This window comes from Streptomyces sp. NPDC050738 (assembly GCF_040654175.1).
Classification (GTDB): domain Bacteria; phylum Actinomycetota; class Actinomycetes; order Streptomycetales; family Streptomycetaceae; genus Streptomyces.
The window spans coordinates 98,252-112,501 of sequence record NZ_JBFAHN010000021.1 but is presented as its reverse complement, the minus strand read 5'-3'; the positions used below and the strand labels follow the sequence as shown (position 1 = coordinate 112,501).

Annotated in this window: 13 protein-coding genes and 1 tRNA gene; 8 read left to right on the top strand and 6 right to left on the bottom strand. The window is 70.6% G+C overall.

Annotated features, from left to right (window positions below; genetic code table 11):
- Nucleotides 1–18: 18 nt before the first annotated feature.
- The 3 genes from AB0H78_RS35325 (at nucleotide 19) to AB0H78_RS35315 (ending at nucleotide 2,490) form a co-directional block, all read left to right on the top strand.
- Nucleotides 19–1,038 carry an aldo/keto reductase gene (locus tag AB0H78_RS35325; protein WP_363238902.1) on the top strand — a complete coding sequence of 340 codons (1,020 nt, stop codon included), beginning with the start codon at nucleotides 19–21 and terminating at the stop codon, nucleotides 1,036–1,038.
- Entirely contained in the window at nucleotides 1,035–1,448 is a 414-nt protein-coding gene (locus AB0H78_RS35320) for an SRPBCC family protein (RefSeq protein ID WP_363238901.1), read from the top strand. Before AB0H78_RS35325 ends, AB0H78_RS35320 begins: the two co-directional genes overlap by 4 nt.
- A 115-nt stretch (nucleotides 1,449–1,563) precedes the next feature.
- Nucleotides 1,564–2,490, top strand: a complete 927-nt coding sequence (locus AB0H78_RS35315) for a carbohydrate kinase (RefSeq protein WP_363238900.1) — start codon at nucleotides 1,564–1,566, stop codon at nucleotides 2,488–2,490.
- Between the two features lie 152 nt (nucleotides 2,491–2,642).
- Here the strand turns inward: AB0H78_RS35315 and AB0H78_RS35310 are convergent, their stop codons facing one another.
- From AB0H78_RS35310 to AB0H78_RS35300, 3 genes are read right to left on the bottom strand one after another with little or no spacing between them, the layout of a single operon-like run.
- Nucleotides 2,643–3,683, bottom strand: coding sequence for an NAD(P)-dependent alcohol dehydrogenase (locus AB0H78_RS35310; RefSeq protein WP_363238899.1), 1,041 nt, complete (start codon nucleotides 3,681–3,683; stop codon nucleotides 2,643–2,645).
- Nucleotides 3,684–3,722: 39 nt separating this feature from the next.
- The gene (locus AB0H78_RS35305; protein ID WP_363238898.1) at nucleotides 3,723–4,481 is read right to left on the bottom strand and encodes an SDR family NAD(P)-dependent oxidoreductase; all 759 of its coding nucleotides are present in this window, start codon (nucleotides 4,479–4,481) and stop codon (nucleotides 3,723–3,725) included.
- Nucleotides 4,482–4,501: 20 nt separating this feature from the next.
- Nucleotides 4,502–5,158, bottom strand: a complete 657-nt coding sequence (locus tag AB0H78_RS35300; RefSeq protein WP_363238897.1) for a TetR/AcrR family transcriptional regulator — start codon at nucleotides 5,156–5,158, stop codon at nucleotides 4,502–4,504.
- A 157-nt stretch (nucleotides 5,159–5,315) separates the two neighbouring features.
- Here AB0H78_RS35300 and AB0H78_RS35295 point away from each other — a divergent pair, with 157 nt between their 5' ends.
- The 3 genes from AB0H78_RS35295 (at nucleotide 5,316) to AB0H78_RS35285 (ending at nucleotide 8,330) form a co-directional block, all read left to right on the top strand.
- Nucleotides 5,316–6,422: a mechanosensitive ion channel family protein gene (locus AB0H78_RS35295; protein WP_363238896.1), complete on the top strand. Its 1,107-nt coding sequence runs from the start codon at nucleotides 5,316–5,318 to the stop codon at nucleotides 6,420–6,422.
- Nucleotides 6,423–6,602: 180 nt separating this feature from the next.
- Complete coding sequence (locus AB0H78_RS35290; RefSeq protein WP_363238895.1) at nucleotides 6,603–7,847, top strand: Ig-like domain-containing protein; 1,245 nt, start codon at nucleotides 6,603–6,605, stop codon at nucleotides 7,845–7,847.
- 9 nt (nucleotides 7,848–7,856) lie between these two features.
- The gene (locus AB0H78_RS35285; RefSeq protein ID WP_363238894.1) at nucleotides 7,857–8,330 is read left to right on the top strand and encodes a hypothetical protein; all 474 of its coding nucleotides are present in this window, start codon (nucleotides 7,857–7,859) and stop codon (nucleotides 8,328–8,330) included.
- A gap of 18 nt (nucleotides 8,331–8,348) precedes the next feature.
- Here the strand turns inward: AB0H78_RS35285 and AB0H78_RS35280 are convergent, their stop codons facing one another.
- A complete protein-coding gene (locus AB0H78_RS35280) occupies nucleotides 8,349–10,751 on the bottom strand; it encodes a glycoside hydrolase N-terminal domain-containing protein (protein ID WP_363238893.1) in 2,403 nt (800 codons plus the stop codon).
- A gap of 247 nt (nucleotides 10,752–10,998) precedes the next feature.
- Here AB0H78_RS35280 and AB0H78_RS35275 point away from each other — a divergent pair, with 247 nt between their 5' ends.
- Nucleotides 10,999–11,508, top strand: coding sequence for a hypothetical protein (locus AB0H78_RS35275; protein ID WP_363238892.1), 510 nt, complete (start codon nucleotides 10,999–11,001; stop codon nucleotides 11,506–11,508).
- A gap of 8 nt (nucleotides 11,509–11,516) precedes the next feature.
- On the opposite strand, the gene AB0H78_RS35270 is transcribed toward AB0H78_RS35275, so the two are convergent.
- On the bottom strand, nucleotides 11,517–12,404 hold the full coding sequence (locus tag AB0H78_RS35270) for a formylglycine-generating enzyme family protein (protein WP_363238927.1): 888 nt from the start codon (nucleotides 12,402–12,404) through the stop codon (nucleotides 11,517–11,519).
- A 181-nt stretch (nucleotides 12,405–12,585) separates the two neighbouring features.
- Here AB0H78_RS35270 and AB0H78_RS35265 point away from each other — a divergent pair.
- Nucleotides 12,586–12,663, top strand: a tRNA-Trp gene (locus AB0H78_RS35265).
- A gap of 19 nt (nucleotides 12,664–12,682) precedes the next feature.
- Here the strand turns inward: AB0H78_RS35265 and AB0H78_RS35260 are convergent.
- Nucleotides 12,683–14,209: an LCP family protein gene (locus tag AB0H78_RS35260; protein ID WP_363238891.1), complete on the bottom strand. Its 1,527-nt coding sequence runs from the start codon at nucleotides 14,207–14,209 to the stop codon at nucleotides 12,683–12,685.
- Between the last annotated feature and the right edge of the window lie 41 nt (nucleotides 14,210–14,250).

Genomic DNA, 14,250 nt, shown 5'->3' with positions numbered 1-14,250 from the left:
CGTGATCGAGGCACCACCATGAGCATCCGCAACCTCCTCCCCGGCCGCATCGGCTTCGGCACCGCACCCCTCGGCAACATGTTCCGCGCCATCCCCGACGAAGAGGCCGCTGCCACCGTGCAGGCCGCCTGGGACCAGGGCATCCGCTACTTCGACACCGCCCCGCTGTACGGCGCGGGCCTCGCGGAGATCCGCCTCGGCGACGTACTCGCCGACAAGCCCCGTGACGCGTACGTCCTGTCCAGCAAGGTCGGCCGCGTCATCCTCGACGAGGTCGAGGACCCCGCGGCCCGCCAACTCGGCGAGAAGGGCGCCCTGTTCGAGCACGGCCGCCCCAACAAGATCGTCCACGACTACACCGCCGACGCGACGATGCGCTCCGTCGAGGACAGCCTGAAGCGCCTGCGGACGGACCGTCTCGACATCGTCTACGTCCACGACATCGCCCAGGACTTCTACGGCGACGACTGGGTGGCCAAGTACGAGGAGGCCCGCACCGGCGCCTTCCGTGTCCTGACCCGGCTGCGCGACGAAGGCGTCATCAAGGCGTGGGGCATCGGCGTCAACAAGGTCGAGCCCCTGGAGATGACCCTCGACCTGGACGAGCCGCGCCCCGACGCGTTCCTGCTCGCCGGCCGCTACACGCTCCTCGACCATGCCCGCGCCCTCCAGCGCCTGCTCCCCACGGCGGCCGAGCAGGGCGTCGACATCGTCGTCGGCGGCCCCTACAGCTCCGGCATCCTGGCCGGCGGCAGCCACTTCGAGTACGGCGACGCACCCGCGCACATCGTCGACAAGGTCGGCCGGATCAAGGGCCTGACGCAGGAGCACGGCATCGGCATCAAGTCCGCCGCCCTCCAGTTCGTGCTCGCCCACCCGGCCGTCGCCGCGGCCATCCCCGGCGCGACCCGGCCCAGCCGGATCGCCGAGGACCTCGGCGCCCTCACGGAGGACGTTCCGTACGCCTTCTGGAAGTCCCTGCGCGACCAGAAGATCATCGCCCACGACGCGCCGGTCCCGGTCAAGGACGCCTCATGAGCTCCACCACCGTCACCCTCGACGTCCCGACCCCCGCCGGCCAGGTCTGGCAGCTCATCGGCGGCTTCGGCTCCCTGCCGGACTGGCTGCCGTACATCACGGAGAGCCGGCTCGGCGAGGGCGGCCGGGTGCGCACCCTGACGAACGAGGACGGCGGCGTGATCGTCGAACGCCTGGAGTCCTTCGACGAATCGGCGCACAGCTACGTCTACTCCATCGCCCGTGCGCCCTTCCCGGTCACCGGCTACCGCTCCACGCTCAAGGTCGTCGACCTCGGCGCGGACGGCTCCCGGGTGGAGTGGTCGGGCACGTTCACCCCGGACGGCGTGACCGACGCCGAGGCGACCGCCCTGTTCGAGGGCATCTACCGCGACGGACTCGCCGCGCTGGAGAAGACCCTGGACGTCTGACCGAATGAACCCGGAGCATGCCCGGGTGCCCGCGAAAGGACGACCGCGCTGGTCCGCGACGGCCGGAGCTCATAAGCTCCGGCCGTCGCGCCGTACCGCTGAAAGGAACAACGCCGTGATCGTCGTCGCCGGTGAGGCTCTGATCGACCTGGTGCCACAGGCCCGCGGTGACGTGCTCTCGCCGCTGCTGCCCGCACGCGGCGGCGGCCCGTACAACACCGCCGTCGCGCTCGGCCGGCTCGGAGCGGAGGTCGGCTTCTGCTCGCGTATCTCCTCCGACGGATTCGGCGGCTCCCTCGTCGCGCGGCTGCAGGAGGAGAAGGTCGCGGTGGGGCTCGTACAGCGCGGCCCGGAGCCGACCACGCTGGCCGTCGCGTCGCTCGACGCGGGCGGATCGGCCGCGTACAGCTTCTATGTCGAGGGCAGCGCGGACCGGCTCTTCGAGGTGCCCGGCGAACTGCCGCCCGGGGCGCGGGCCCTGTCGCTCGGCACCTGCTCGCTGGTGCTGGAGCCGGGGGCGAGCGCGTACGAGGAGCTCATGCGGCGAGAGGCGGGGCGCGGCGTGTTCATCGCGCTCGACCCCAATATCCGGGCCGGGCTGATCCCTGACGCGGACGCCTACCGGGCGCGGTTCAGGAGCTGGCTGCGCCATGTCTCGCTGCTGAAGCTCAGCGAGGAGGATGCCGGGTGGCTCGGGACGGATGTCCCCGGATGGCTGGCCGCAGGGCCTGCCGCTGTCGTGATCACCCGCGGCGGCGACGGGCTCACGGTCTTCACCCGGGGCGGCGGGGAGATCTCCGTGCCCGGCGAGAAGGTGGAGATCGTCGACACGATCGGCGCCGGTGACACGGTGAACGCGGCGCTGCTGCACGCCCTCGCCCTGCGCGATCTGCTGGCGCCCGGCGCTCTGGACACCCTGGACGGCGAAGGCTGGTCCGAGGTGCTCGGCTTCGCCGCCCGGGCCGCGGCCGTCACGTGTTCACGCGCGGGCGCCGAGCCGCCGTACGCCGATGAACTGCCACCGCCGACCGCGAAGGGGTGACCCTGAGGCGGCCTTGGGGCCATATGCCCCGCCGGGCTCCCCGGCATCGGCACCCGCCTCAACCCCGACAAGAAGCAGCGGCTCAGACTGACCGCGGGCGACTGCGTCATCGTCCTGGCCGAGAGCTGAACCGCTGCACCGCTTGCGCGGTATCAGCCGTTGGGCAGGATGACCGCCCGGCCGTTGATCTTCCCGGCGTGCAGTCGCTCGTACGCGAGCGGCGCGTCGTCCAGCGAGTACGTCTCCACATGGACGTCGAGGGCCCCGGCGCGCGCCAGGTCGAGCACCTCGGTCAGTTCGGCCCTGGAACCCCAGTAGGGGGCGGTGACGGACACTTCGTACGGCAGTACACCGAAGCCGACGGGAAGGGTGCCCCCGCCGATGCCGACGATGGTGACATCGCCCTCGACTGCCGCACAGGCGCCCGCGATCGCGGTGGTGGGCGGGGCGCCGACGAAGTCGAAGACCGCCTCCGCGCCGCGTCCGCCGGTCAGTTCACGTACCCGGGCCGCCGCCTTTTCGTCGGAGAGGACGGCCTCGTGCGCACCGACCTCGCGGGCCAGGGCGAGCTTCTCCTCGGTGACGTCGAGCGCGATGATCCGCGCCGTGCTCATGGCGCGCAGCAACTGGACGGCGACATGGCCGAGTCCGCCGGTGCCGATGACGACGGCGGTGGATCCGGGCACCAGCTTGGGCAGCGAGCGCTTGATCGCGTGGTACGGGGTGAGCCCGGCGTCCGTGAGCGGCACGCTCTTGACCGGGTCGAGTCCGTTCAGCGGGACCAGGTGGCGCGGGTCGTCGACGATCATGTACTCGGCGATGGCGCCGGGGGCGCCGAGACCGGGCGGGCGGATGGAGAGCTCCTCGGCGCGCAGGCAGTAGTTCTCCTTGCCCTCCGCGCACTTGGCACAACTGCCGCAGCCCCAGGGGCCGTAGACGGCGACCGGGTCGCCGATGGAGAGCCCGGTGACTCCCGCGCCGAGCGCGGCGACGGTGCCTGCGCCCTCGTGGCCGAGGGTCAGGGGCAGCGGGAAGGGCAGCGCTGCGGCGGGCCACGACATCACGGCGATGTCGGAGTGGCAGACGCCTGCCGCTGTCACCTTCAACAGGACCTGTCCGGGGCCCGGTTCGGGGTCGGGGACGGTGACGACCTCGGGGGCCGCGCCCACCTGGCGGTATTGCAGAGCCTTCATGTGATTCGTACCTCCTTGTACGGATGCGGGGCGGCGGGGTCAGCGGGCCGAGTAGCCGCCGTCGACCAGGTGGTAGCTGCCCTGGATGAACGAGGCCTTCTCGGAGAGCAGGAACAGGGTCAGTTCGGCGACCTCATCGGCGCGGCCGAGGCGGCCCTGCGGGTGCAGGGAGACGAGGTGGTCGTGGGACGCGGCGTCGGAGCCCGCGAGCAGCGGGGTCTCGATGAAGCCCGGGCCGACCGCGTTGATCCGTACGCCCTGGGTGGCGTACTCCAGCGCGGCGGTCTTGGTCAGGCCGACGACTCCGTGCTTGGCGGCGACGTACGCGGGAGATCCCGCGAAGCCGTTGGTGCCCAGGATGGAGGCCATGTTGACGACGGCGCCGCCGCCGGAGGCGACGATCGCGGGCAGCTCGTGGCGCAGCGAGTAGAAGACACCGCTGAGGTTGGTGGCGACGACGCGGTCCCAGTCGGCGATCTCGTACGCGCCGGTCGGCTGCGAGGGGCCGCCGATTCCGGCGTTGTTCACGGCGAGGTGCAGGGCGCCGAAGGTGTCGACGGTGAAGCGGACGGCGGCCTCGACGGACGCGGCGTCGGTGACGTCGACTGCGACGGCGGCGGTGCGGGCGCCGGTGGCCGCGAGGCGGTCCGCGGTCTCCTTGGCGCCGGCCTCGTTGTAGTCGGCGATGACGACGGCGGCCCCGCGCTGCGCAAGCCGCTCGGCGATGGCCAGACCGATGCCGGATGCGGCGCCGGTGACGAGGGCGACCTTGCCGTCGAATTCAGGGGTGGTGCTCATGTTCTTCACGACCTTTGGAATTACTTGTGCTGCGTGTGGTGCTGATCGGTGCTCCCGCCGGACAGCAGCCCGGCGAGCGCTCCGAAGTACTGCTCCGCAAGCGCGGAGAGGGCATCGGGGTCACTGCCCCGGGACCAGGCGCGGAGGACCGCGGTGAGGGTGCCTGCCCCGGTGCCCACGGTCACCGCGGGACGGGGGTCGACGGCAGGGTCGACACCGAGCCGGTCCGCGATGATCCGTATGGACTCGGCCTCCGCGTCGATCCGCAGGTGCTGGAAGGCGCCGAAGAGCGCGGGTTCGAGGTCGAGCCTGCGGAACAGTTCGTGGCGGCGCGGCAGCAGCACGGCCGCCTTCTCGCCCCCGAACTCGTCCGCGAGCCAGGTGCAGACCGCCTGCCAGTACGCCATGAGCGGCGATTCGTCGGCGGGGCGGTCGCGCAGTGCGTCGTTGATCAGGTGCCCGCTCATCCCCACTTCGCCGAGGATCGCCTCCTCCTTGCCGGGAAAGTGCCGGCTGAAGGTGCGGCGGGTGACTCCGGCGCGCTCGGCGATCTCCTCGACGGTCACACCGTCGAGCCCCCGCTCGAGCAGCAGGTCCACGGCGGCGGCCACCATGGCCTCACGGCTGCGCTGGGTGCGCTGCCTGCGACCGTCCGGTCCCGTCTTCTCGATGCCCATGCCTCGACCGTAACACTATTGTCCCGATGGGACATAACAGTGACGATCGCGTACGGCAGGATGAATGATCGTTTCGGCCCCGAGAATCGAGCAGGTAAAAGGTGACGACACCTCACATATCGTCCGTCCAGGCTCCGTCGGCGACAGGAGGCGTCCGGTGAACCGGGCCCTGACGCTGCACGATCTGATCGTCGCCGGAATCGCCGTGGCGGCCGGGCTCATGGCGGGGCTGCTGCTGCGGGCCGCACTGCGGTGGCTCGGCGAGCGGGCGAGCAGGACCCGGTGGAGCGGGGACGACGTCATCGTCGACGCGGTACGGACCCTGGTCCCCTGGGCAGCCTTCGCCGCCGGAGCGGCGGTGGCCGCCGCGGCGCTGCCGCTGACCTCGCGGTCCGTGCACAACGTCAACCGGACGCTGACCGTGCTGCTCATCCTGGTGGCCACGCTCACCGCGGCCCGGGTGATCACCGGCCTGGTGAAGTCGCTGGCCCAGTCCAGGTCGGGGGTGGCCGGGTCGGCCACCATCTTCGTCAACATCACCCGCGTCGTGGTGCTGGCGATGGGCTTCCTCGTCGTACTGCAGACCCTGGGCATCTCCGTCGCCCCGCTCCTGACCGCTCTGGGCGTGGGCGGTCTCGCGGTCGCGCTGGCGTTGCAGGACACCCTCGCCAACCTGTTCGCCGGGGTGCACATCCTCGCGTCCAAGACGGTGCAGCCCGGCGACTACATCCGGCTCACCAGCGGGGAGGAGGGCTATGTCGTCGACATCAACTGGCGCAACACCGTGGTGGAGCAGCTGTCGAACAACCTCGTGATCATCCCCAACAACCGGCTCGCGGGCACCAACATGACCAACTTCAACCGCCCCGAGCAGCAGATGTCGGTACTGGTCCAGGTCGGTGTCGGCTACGACAGCGACCTGGAGCACGTCGAGCGGGTGACCTCCGAGGTCGTCGAAAGCGTGATGCGCGACGTCGACGGAGGAGTCCCCGACCATGAACCGGCCGTCCGTTTCCATACGTTCGGGGATTCGCGGATCAACTTCACGGTGATCCTGCGGGCCGGCGAGTTCAGCGACCAGTACCGGATCAAGCACGAGTTCATCAAGCGCCTGCATCAGCGCTACCGCGCCGAGGGGATCAAGATCCCCGCCCCGACGCGGACCGTGTCGGTGCAGCAGTCCGAGGCCGGAACCGGGACCGGGACGGCGACCATGACCGATGTCGGTCTGCCGATCCCGCACCAACGCTCCGTCGGCCCTTGACCGGCCCGGCGGTCACGGGAGGTCCAGGCCGGACGTTCCGTCGCCGACCGCAGGCTGACGGCGGCGCTGGAGGCCTGACTTTCAGGAGAATCTCACCTGGGCCACCGGCGCCTCACAGAACGCCCACATCTGCGCGGAGCACGCTGTTCCGGCAGCAGTCGGACGTACGAAAGGCGTGATGTGGGCACCTCTGAGACCTCCGGTCCTTCCGGGAAAGCAGCCTCGGACCGGAACTGGACACGGCGCGGTGTGCTGGCGGCGCTCGGCGTCGTCCCGCTCGCATCCTTGGCGGGATGCGCCGGGACCGCCGGCGCCTCCGGTACGGCAGGGGGCGGGTCCGCGTCCTCGACGTCCGGCTCGGCGACCGTGACCGTCACACCGGCCGACGGGTCGGGCAAGGCCGACTTCGGTACGCCGGTGACGGTCGCCGTGGCGGGCGGCACCCTGACATCGGTCAAGGTCGCCGACGCGAGCGGCAGCAGCCTGGCCGGGAAGCTCGACGCGGCGCGCACGCTGTGGACGTCCACGGACCACCCGTACTCCGGCACCGCGTACACCGTCACGGCACAACTCGACGGCTCGGGGCAGGGATCCACGCACACCACGTCCTTCACCACCCGCTCCCCCGCCGCCACCTTCGTCGGCTATTTCACGCCCGAAGCAGGCTCGACCTCCGGCGTCGGCATGCCGGTCTCGATCAATTTCACACACGCCGTCACCGACCGCGCCGCCGTCGAGAAGGCCATCACCGTCACCGCGGATCCCCCGGTGGAGGTGGTCGGTCACTGGTTCGGCGACACCCGGCTCGACTTCCGGCCCGAGGAGTACTGGGCTGCGAACACCAAGGTCACGCTGAGCCTGCGGCTGAAGGACATCGAGGGTGCCGACGGGGTGTACGGCAAGCAGTCCAAGGACGTCGTCTTCCACATAGGACGCGAGCAGGTCAGCACGGTCGACCTGTCGTCGAAGAAGATGACGGTCAGACGGGGCGGCAAGGCCGTGGCGACCTATCCGGTCAGCGGCGGGGACTCCGCCCATCCCACCTGGTCGGGGAAGATGGTGATCAGCGAGCGGTTCACGCAGACGAAGATGGACTCCTCGACGGTCGGGCTCGGCGACGAGTACTCCATAGCCGACGTACCGCACGCACAGCGCCTCACCACGTCGGGCACCTTCGTCCACGGCAACTACTGGGCCTCGACGTCGGTCTTCGGCTCCAGCAACACCAGCCACGGCTGTGTCGGCATGCACGACGCGAAGGGCGCGAGGGACAAGTCGACCGCGGGCGCCGAGTTCTACAACAGCTCGATGCTCGGCGACGTCGTGGAGGTCGTCAACTCGGCTGAGGACACGGTGGATCCGTCCAACGGCCTCAATGGCTGGAACCTTTCCTGGGAGAAGTGGAAGGCGGGCAGCGCCCTCTAGTCTGGCGGGGTGGCAACCCGTGTGCTCCGGCTCCTCGCCCTCCTCGCGTCCGTACTTCTGCTGACCGGGTGCGGCGGGACCGTCACGCCCGGCACCGGATCCGGCACCGCTTCGGAGGCTGCGTCCAAGCCTCCCTCCAGGGGCCCCGCCGCCACGGTGAGTCTCACTGTCAGCGGCGGCTTCGCCGGGGTGGGGCGCTCGATCGAGGTCCGCCCCGGCGGGAGGGCCGTCCTCGACGACCGCAAGGACGGCCCTGCTTCCCGCGAGCTGTCGGACGCCGAGCAGAAGCGGCTCGGATCCCTTCTGGACGCGGTCGACTTCTCCGCGCTGCCCGCCCGCAGCGTCTCGGCGAGTGCCCGGGACCTCTTCGAGTACCGGCTGGCGTACGACGGCCACACCCTGGTCACCGACAGGAGCCGGGACCTGGGTGCGGCCGACGATCTCATCACCCACCTGGAGAGCCTGATGGCCGCGCCCAAGTAACCGCCGCCGTCGGCCTGTTCAGGGCCGCAGGGTCACCGCCCTGCCCGGCTTCAGGCGGACCGTGCGCTTCCACGCACCGGCCCGCACCTCGGTGGTGGCGCCGCCGGCGCTGTGGAGCGTCGCCTCGGTGACCTTCCCGTCGCGCCAGGCGAGGTCGACCGTGATGCCTCCCCGGGCACCGATGCCGGTGACGCGTCCCGATGCCGCCCAGGCCGCCGGCAGGGCGGGGAGCAGTTCGACGACGCCGGGGCGGGAGTAGAGCAGCATCTCCAGCATCGCGGTCGGGGTACCGAAGTTGGCGTCGATCTGCAGGGTGGCGCGGGAGCCGAGGTCGTACATGTCGAACAGGTTGGGCGAGGTGCCGTTGCTGGTGTTCAGCGACGGCTTCAGGTTGGTGCGGATCAGCTGGTACGCCTTCTCCCCGTCCTTCAGCCGTGCCCAGCAGGCGGCCCGCCAGGCGCAGGCCCAGCCGTAACTCTCCATGCCGCGGGAGGTGAGCAGGTTCGTGACGCCGGTGAGGAGTTCGGCCGGACTGTCCGCGGGGGTGATCCGGTCGCCGGGGAAGAGACCGATGAGCGGGGAGAGGTGGCGGTGCGTGGTCTCGCCCAGGTCGTCGGGGCTCATCCACTCCTCGAGCCGGCCGGTCGTGGGACTGACCTGGGGCAGGTAGAGGCGTGCCTGGAGCGCGGCGATCGTCTTCGCGTAGCCGGTGTCCCGCGCGAGTGCGGCGGCGGCCGCGCGGTAACTGACGAAGAGGTCGCGGACCAGTTCCTGTGCGTAGGTGATGCCCTTGGCGTCGGTGGGGCCCTGCTCGGGCGACCAGTCGCTGTCGTCGATGAGGACCTCGCGGCTCGCGCCGGTGACCGGGTCGGTGACGGTGGTGGTGATCAGCCGGGCCTCCCAGAACTCACAGGCGCCCTTGAGCAGCGGGTAGATCTTCTTGAGGACGGCACGGTCCTGGGTGAACTCGTAATGCTGCCAGAGGGAGTTGCACAGCCAGGCGTTTCCGGCCGGGTGCCACCACCAGCCCATGCCGCCGTAGATATTGGTGGAGATCGCCGTCGTCCAGCCGGCCACCTTGCCGCTGGAGTTGCGGAATCCGTTGCGGGGATCGTTGAAGACCTTCTGGGTCGTACGGGTCCAGGAGGGGATCTGGGCGACGCAGTAGTCGAGGAAGGCGTCGAAGCAGTCGGGCAGGCCGGCGCGCTCGGCGAGCCAGTAGTTCATCTGGACGTTGATGTCCGTGTGGTAGTCGCCCATCCAGTCGGGATCGGTGCGGTCGATCCACAGACCCTGGAGGTTCAGCGGCACGCTGTCGCGCGAGCCGCTGATCATCAGGTAGCGGCCGAACTGCAGGTAGGCGGCTTCCAGTTCGGGGTCGGCGGGTGCGTTCGGCGCCCCGAGTGCGGTCAGGCGCGCGCCGGTGTCGAGGGAGCGCTGTGCGTCGCTGGAGGGGCCGAGGTCGACCGTCATCCGACCGAAGAGCGCCTGGTAGTCGGCGAGATGGGTACGCAGCAGACCGGCAGCGCCCACCGCGGCGGCGGCCCGGACCCGCCCGGTGGCGACGGCGCGCGGGTCGACGGACGGGTCCTTGAAGGCGGTGGCGTCGTCGGGGGTGTAGTCGGTGCCGCCGGAGAGGACGAGCGTGACGTCCTCGCAGTCGGTGAAGGTGAGCGTGGAGCCTGCCGCCGTGATGTTTCCGGTGGTGCTCACGGCGGTGACCGCGGCCGCGTACTTCAACTGATTGGGGAGCGCGGCGGCGAGCGCGATCGTGGTGGCGTCGGCAGCGGGCGTCTCGCCGTGCCAGCCGGCCAGGGTGAGGGAGCCGGTGTACCGGCCGCCGCCGCTCTGGGTGAGGCGGACGACGATGACGTCGTCGGGGTGGCTCGCGTAGCTCTCGCGGCGGTAGGTGACGCCTTCGTGGTCGTACGAGACCGTGCTGAGGCCGTTGCTCAGATCGAGGGTGCGGGTGTAGCCGGTGACGGCCGATGCGGTGTGGTCCGGCAGGCTGACGGTGGCCTTCGCCAGCAGGGTGAAGGAGCCGAACTGAGTGGTGTCGTACGGGAATTGGCCGTCGTCCTGCAGCGCGTCGTTCAGCCCGCCGGTCCACAGGGTGGCATCGGTGAGATAGAGGACGTCGCTCGCCGGTCCTCCGGTGGCCAGCGCCCCGATGCGGCCGTTGCCGAGCGGCAGCCCCTGCTCGATGATCTTCGCTTCGTCGGCGGGCGTGGGATAGCGCAGCGTCACGGCACGCGCCTCGGGCACCTGGTGCACCGTGGACGCCTTCGGTCGGCGGACGGCGGCGGCCGCCGCGAAGGGCCGCATCCCCCCGCCGAACGCGAGCCCCGCTCCCAGGGCTCCTCCCGCCGCACGCAGAACGGTGCGGCGCGAGGTCGAGGACTGCTCGGCGGGGCTCGTCATCTTCCGGTCCCTTCGACGTGGGTGCGCCGCAGCAGTGCGGCGACAGGCGTCGGAAACGTACGAGCTCTGTGGTGCCACGTCAACGTTCTGCGCTGAATACACCCCCGTGGGGCGGGAATTGGGCACGATAGCTCCGATGTATCAGCACTTTCTCCGTGCCGCTGCTCACCGGCCGACCGCCGCGTACGTCCGAACACTTGTCGGTGTTCACTCCCGCCACACAGGTACATCGTCCATAATGCGCACCGTGGAACAGCCCATAAGCCCCAGCAGCCCGCCCGTGCCCGCCGCCGCGATCGATCCGTCGTTCGTCCCCGGGTTCATGCCCGCGCGCGCCGGCACGCCCGCCCGCGAGGGCGCCGAGCCCGAGGACGTATCGGCCGACCCTGTGGAGGTCGCGCCGGAGGACGGCACTTCGGACGACAGCGCTCCCGAGAACGAGGCGCCGGTGTCGGCGCCCGGCGACGAGGACGAGGACGAAGGCCCCGCCTTCGAGGCCGCCGACCGCCGGGCCTCGGCCATCGCGGACCGCTCCGGCGTCCGGCTCCGCCAGGACGATCTGGAGGTCGACTTCGACTGGAAGGAGATCGGCGCGGTCGAGTACGACACGTCCCGCTTCGGACGCCGTCTCACCGTGACCGTCCATATGCCCAACCGGCACCAGTACTGGGTCGAGGTCACGGCCGCCGACAAGGAAAGCCTCGAGGGGTGGACGAAACAGCTCGACGCGGTCCTCGACTCCCACTTCCAGGACTGACCCGGCGCCTACGCCGGATCCGCGGCGACCCGGAACCCGATGTTCCCGGCCGAGCTGTCGGGGGTGTTGGAGCTCCGGGCCGCGACCCGGTAGCGGAAGCAGTACGAGTCGTGGCACATGTGGGAGCCGCCGCGCATCACCCGGGCCGAGCCGGCGCCCGGCCCCTTGGGGTCAGCGCGCTCGCCGGTCAGGTGGTGGTCGCGGCTGAACCAGTCCGCGGTCCACTCCCAGACGTTGCCGACCATGTTGTGGAGCCCGAAGCCGTTGGGCTTGAAGGAGTTGGCCGGGGCCGTCGCACGGAATCCGTCCGCCGCGGTGTTGACCGTGGGGAAGATGCCGCGCCAGATATTGCACCGGGGACGGCCGTCGGGCGCGAGCTCGTCGCCCCAGGGGTAGCGCTTCTGGACCAGCCCGCCGCGGGCCGCGTACTCCCACTCGGCCTCGGTGGGCAGCCGGGTGCCCGACCAGGCGCAGTACGCGAGCGCGTCGTGGTGGCTGATGTGGGTGGCCGGGTGGTTCTGGCGCGCGTCGATGGACGTGCCGGGTCCCTCGGGCCGCCGCCAGGTCGCACCCTGTACGCCGCGCCACCACGGGGTGGCGGGGACGCGGGGTGCGCGGGCGGCCTGTTCGCGGCCGAGGAAGCCCTCGAAGACGTAGGAGAAGCCGAACTTCTCGGCGTCCGTGACGTACCCGGTCGCTTTCACGAAGGTGGCGAACTGGGCGTTGGTCACGGTGGTCGGGGAGATCCGGAAGGCGCTCAGCCCGATCTCCCTGACCGGCCCCTCGCCGTCCGCCCGGTAGCCGGCCGCGTCGTCCGTGCCCATCAGGAAGCTGCCGCCGGGCAGTTCGAGCAGACGCCTGGTCAGACGTGCCGCCACCTCGGGCGACGCGGTCATCCGGGCGGCGGGTGCGCCGAGCGGGATCGTGCCGGGGCCGCGGCCCGGAGTGCAGCAGGCCTTCTGCTCGTGGCTCATGCACGGACCGTACATCGGGGCCCTGAGCGCCTGCCCGAGGGGCGGGCGGGCGGAAAATCCGGTGGATCGCGAGCGACCGTACATGCCAGGCTTGCGGACACGAGGGGGTGTAGCTCAGCCCGGCCAGAGCAGCGGACTCCAAACCCGCACGCCGCAGGTTCAAATCCTGCCGCCCCTGCCACGATCCGACACCGGACGCGTCACCAGGTGTAGGACGGATTGACCTTCATGCACGCTGTCTCGTCCGAGGCGCTGACCGCGGCGGCCTCCTTCAGCGTCTGCCGCGCATCGCTGCCGTCGGTCTTCGGATACGTGGTTCCCGTGGTCCAGTCGGCGCCGACGATCAGCCGGATCCCCTGGGCGGACGACGACTTCTTCACCGCGTTGGCCGGCAGGCCGAGCGAGGCGGCGACCGCCTGGGCGTTCGCCTTCTGGCCGTCGGTGGCGTACTCCACGGTGCTGCCCGACCGGGAGAGCGCGGTGTCGTCGACCGCGGCCCGGGAGTAGCCGAGGGAGGTCAGCTTCTCCGCGATGTCGCCGGCGCGGCCCTCGACGGCTGCACGGGTGTCGGTGGAGGTGCCGTTCTGGACGGTGAGCGCGATGTCGGCCTTGGGTGCGGCGCTCGCGGAGGGTGAGGGTGAGGGCGACGAGGTGGACTCTGCGCTCTTCCCGTCCACCGACTGGTCGTTGCGCAGCAGCGTGAACAGCCCGGCGGCTGCCGCGGACGGCACCACATGGGCGGTCGGGTTCTGCGGGTCGGCTCCCCAGGGCATGGTCGTCATGGTGATCCCGCCGGTCGGGACCTTCTTGAGGTCCACCGCCAGGTCGTAGAGCTTCTTGACCGAGCCGAGGCCGTCGTCGACGGTGAGCGCCGAGGTCGCCGTCTCGGCGAGGTCCATCAGCTTTCCGGGGTCGGTGAGCTTGGTGCCCGACTTGAGCTGGCGCACCATCGCGTTCATGTAGAGGTGCTGGGCGTGGGTGCGGCCGATGTCGCTGCCGTCCTCGAAGCCGTGGCGGGTGCGCAGCCACTGCAGGGCCTGCTGCCCCTTGACGGTGTGTGTGCCCTTGGCGAGCCTGAGGCCCGACAGTTTGTCGTAGACATTGCTCTTCACGCACACCGGGACACCGCCCACGGCGTCCGCCATCGACACCACACCGGAGAAGTCGATCATCATGAAGTGGTCGACGGATATCCCGGTCAGCTTCTCCCAGGTGGCCACGGTGCAGCCCGGACCGCCGTGCTGGAGGCTCGTGTTGATGGTCTGCGCGGTGGTCTCGGGGTAGACCGTGCCGTCGCTGCCGGTGCACTTCGGAATCGTGACGCGGGTGTCGCGCGGGACGCTCACGACGGTCATGCTCTTCCGGTCGGCGGAGACGTGCAGCAGCATCTGTACGTCGGCGAGCGGCTTGCGGGTCGCGTCGCCCTTCGCCCCGCCCAGCTTCTGGTTCGCCTTGGAGGCGCGGCTGTCGGACCCGAGCAGCAGAATGTTGAGCGGGGTCTGGCCCGCGGCGTTGGCCTTGGTCTTCGCGGCCTTCGCGGCGGACAGATTGAGCGTGTCCTTCTTCAGGTTGCCGTTCAGGTGCGCGTAGTACGCCCAGCCCGCCCCTGCCGCACCCATCACGCACAGCGAGGTGCCGACGGCGATCCAGCGCCCGATGCGCCGCTTGCGCTTCTTGCGCCGACCGCCCTTCGTCCGCCTCGTCCGCGATTCACCGCTCGGCCGCATCGGCCCTCCCGCTTCTCCACTCTGTCCGCGGGAGAGTCTTG

Bases quoted from the DNA above. Each gene is read 5' to 3' on its own strand.
- AB0H78_RS35325 (WP_363238902.1), top strand. From the start codon at position 19: ATGAGCATCCGCAACCTCCTCCCCGGCCGCATCGGCTTCGGCACCGCA.
- AB0H78_RS35320 (WP_363238901.1), top strand. From the start codon at position 1,035: ATGAGCTCCACCACCGTCACCCTCGACGTCCCGACCCCCGCCGGCCAG.
- AB0H78_RS35310 (WP_363238899.1), bottom strand. From the start codon at position 3,683: ATGAAGGCTCTGCAATACCGCCAGGTGGGCGCGGCCCCCGAGGTCGTC.
- AB0H78_RS35305 (WP_363238898.1), bottom strand. From the start codon at position 4,481: ATGAGCACCACCCCTGAATTCGACGGCAAGGTCGCCCTCGTCACCGGC.
- AB0H78_RS35300 (WP_363238897.1), bottom strand. From the start codon at position 5,158: ATGGGCATCGAGAAGACGGGACCGGACGGTCGCAGGCAGCGCACCCAG.
- AB0H78_RS35280 (WP_363238893.1), bottom strand. From the start codon at position 10,751: ATGACGAGCCCCGCCGAGCAGTCCTCGACCTCGCGCCGCACCGTTCTG.
- AB0H78_RS35270 (WP_363238927.1), bottom strand. From the start codon at position 12,404: ATGACCGCGTCGCCCGAGGTGGCGGCACGTCTGACCAGGCGTCTGCTC.
- AB0H78_RS35260 (WP_363238891.1), bottom strand. From the start codon at position 14,209: ATGCGGCCGAGCGGTGAATCGCGGACGAGGCGGACGAAGGGCGGTCGG.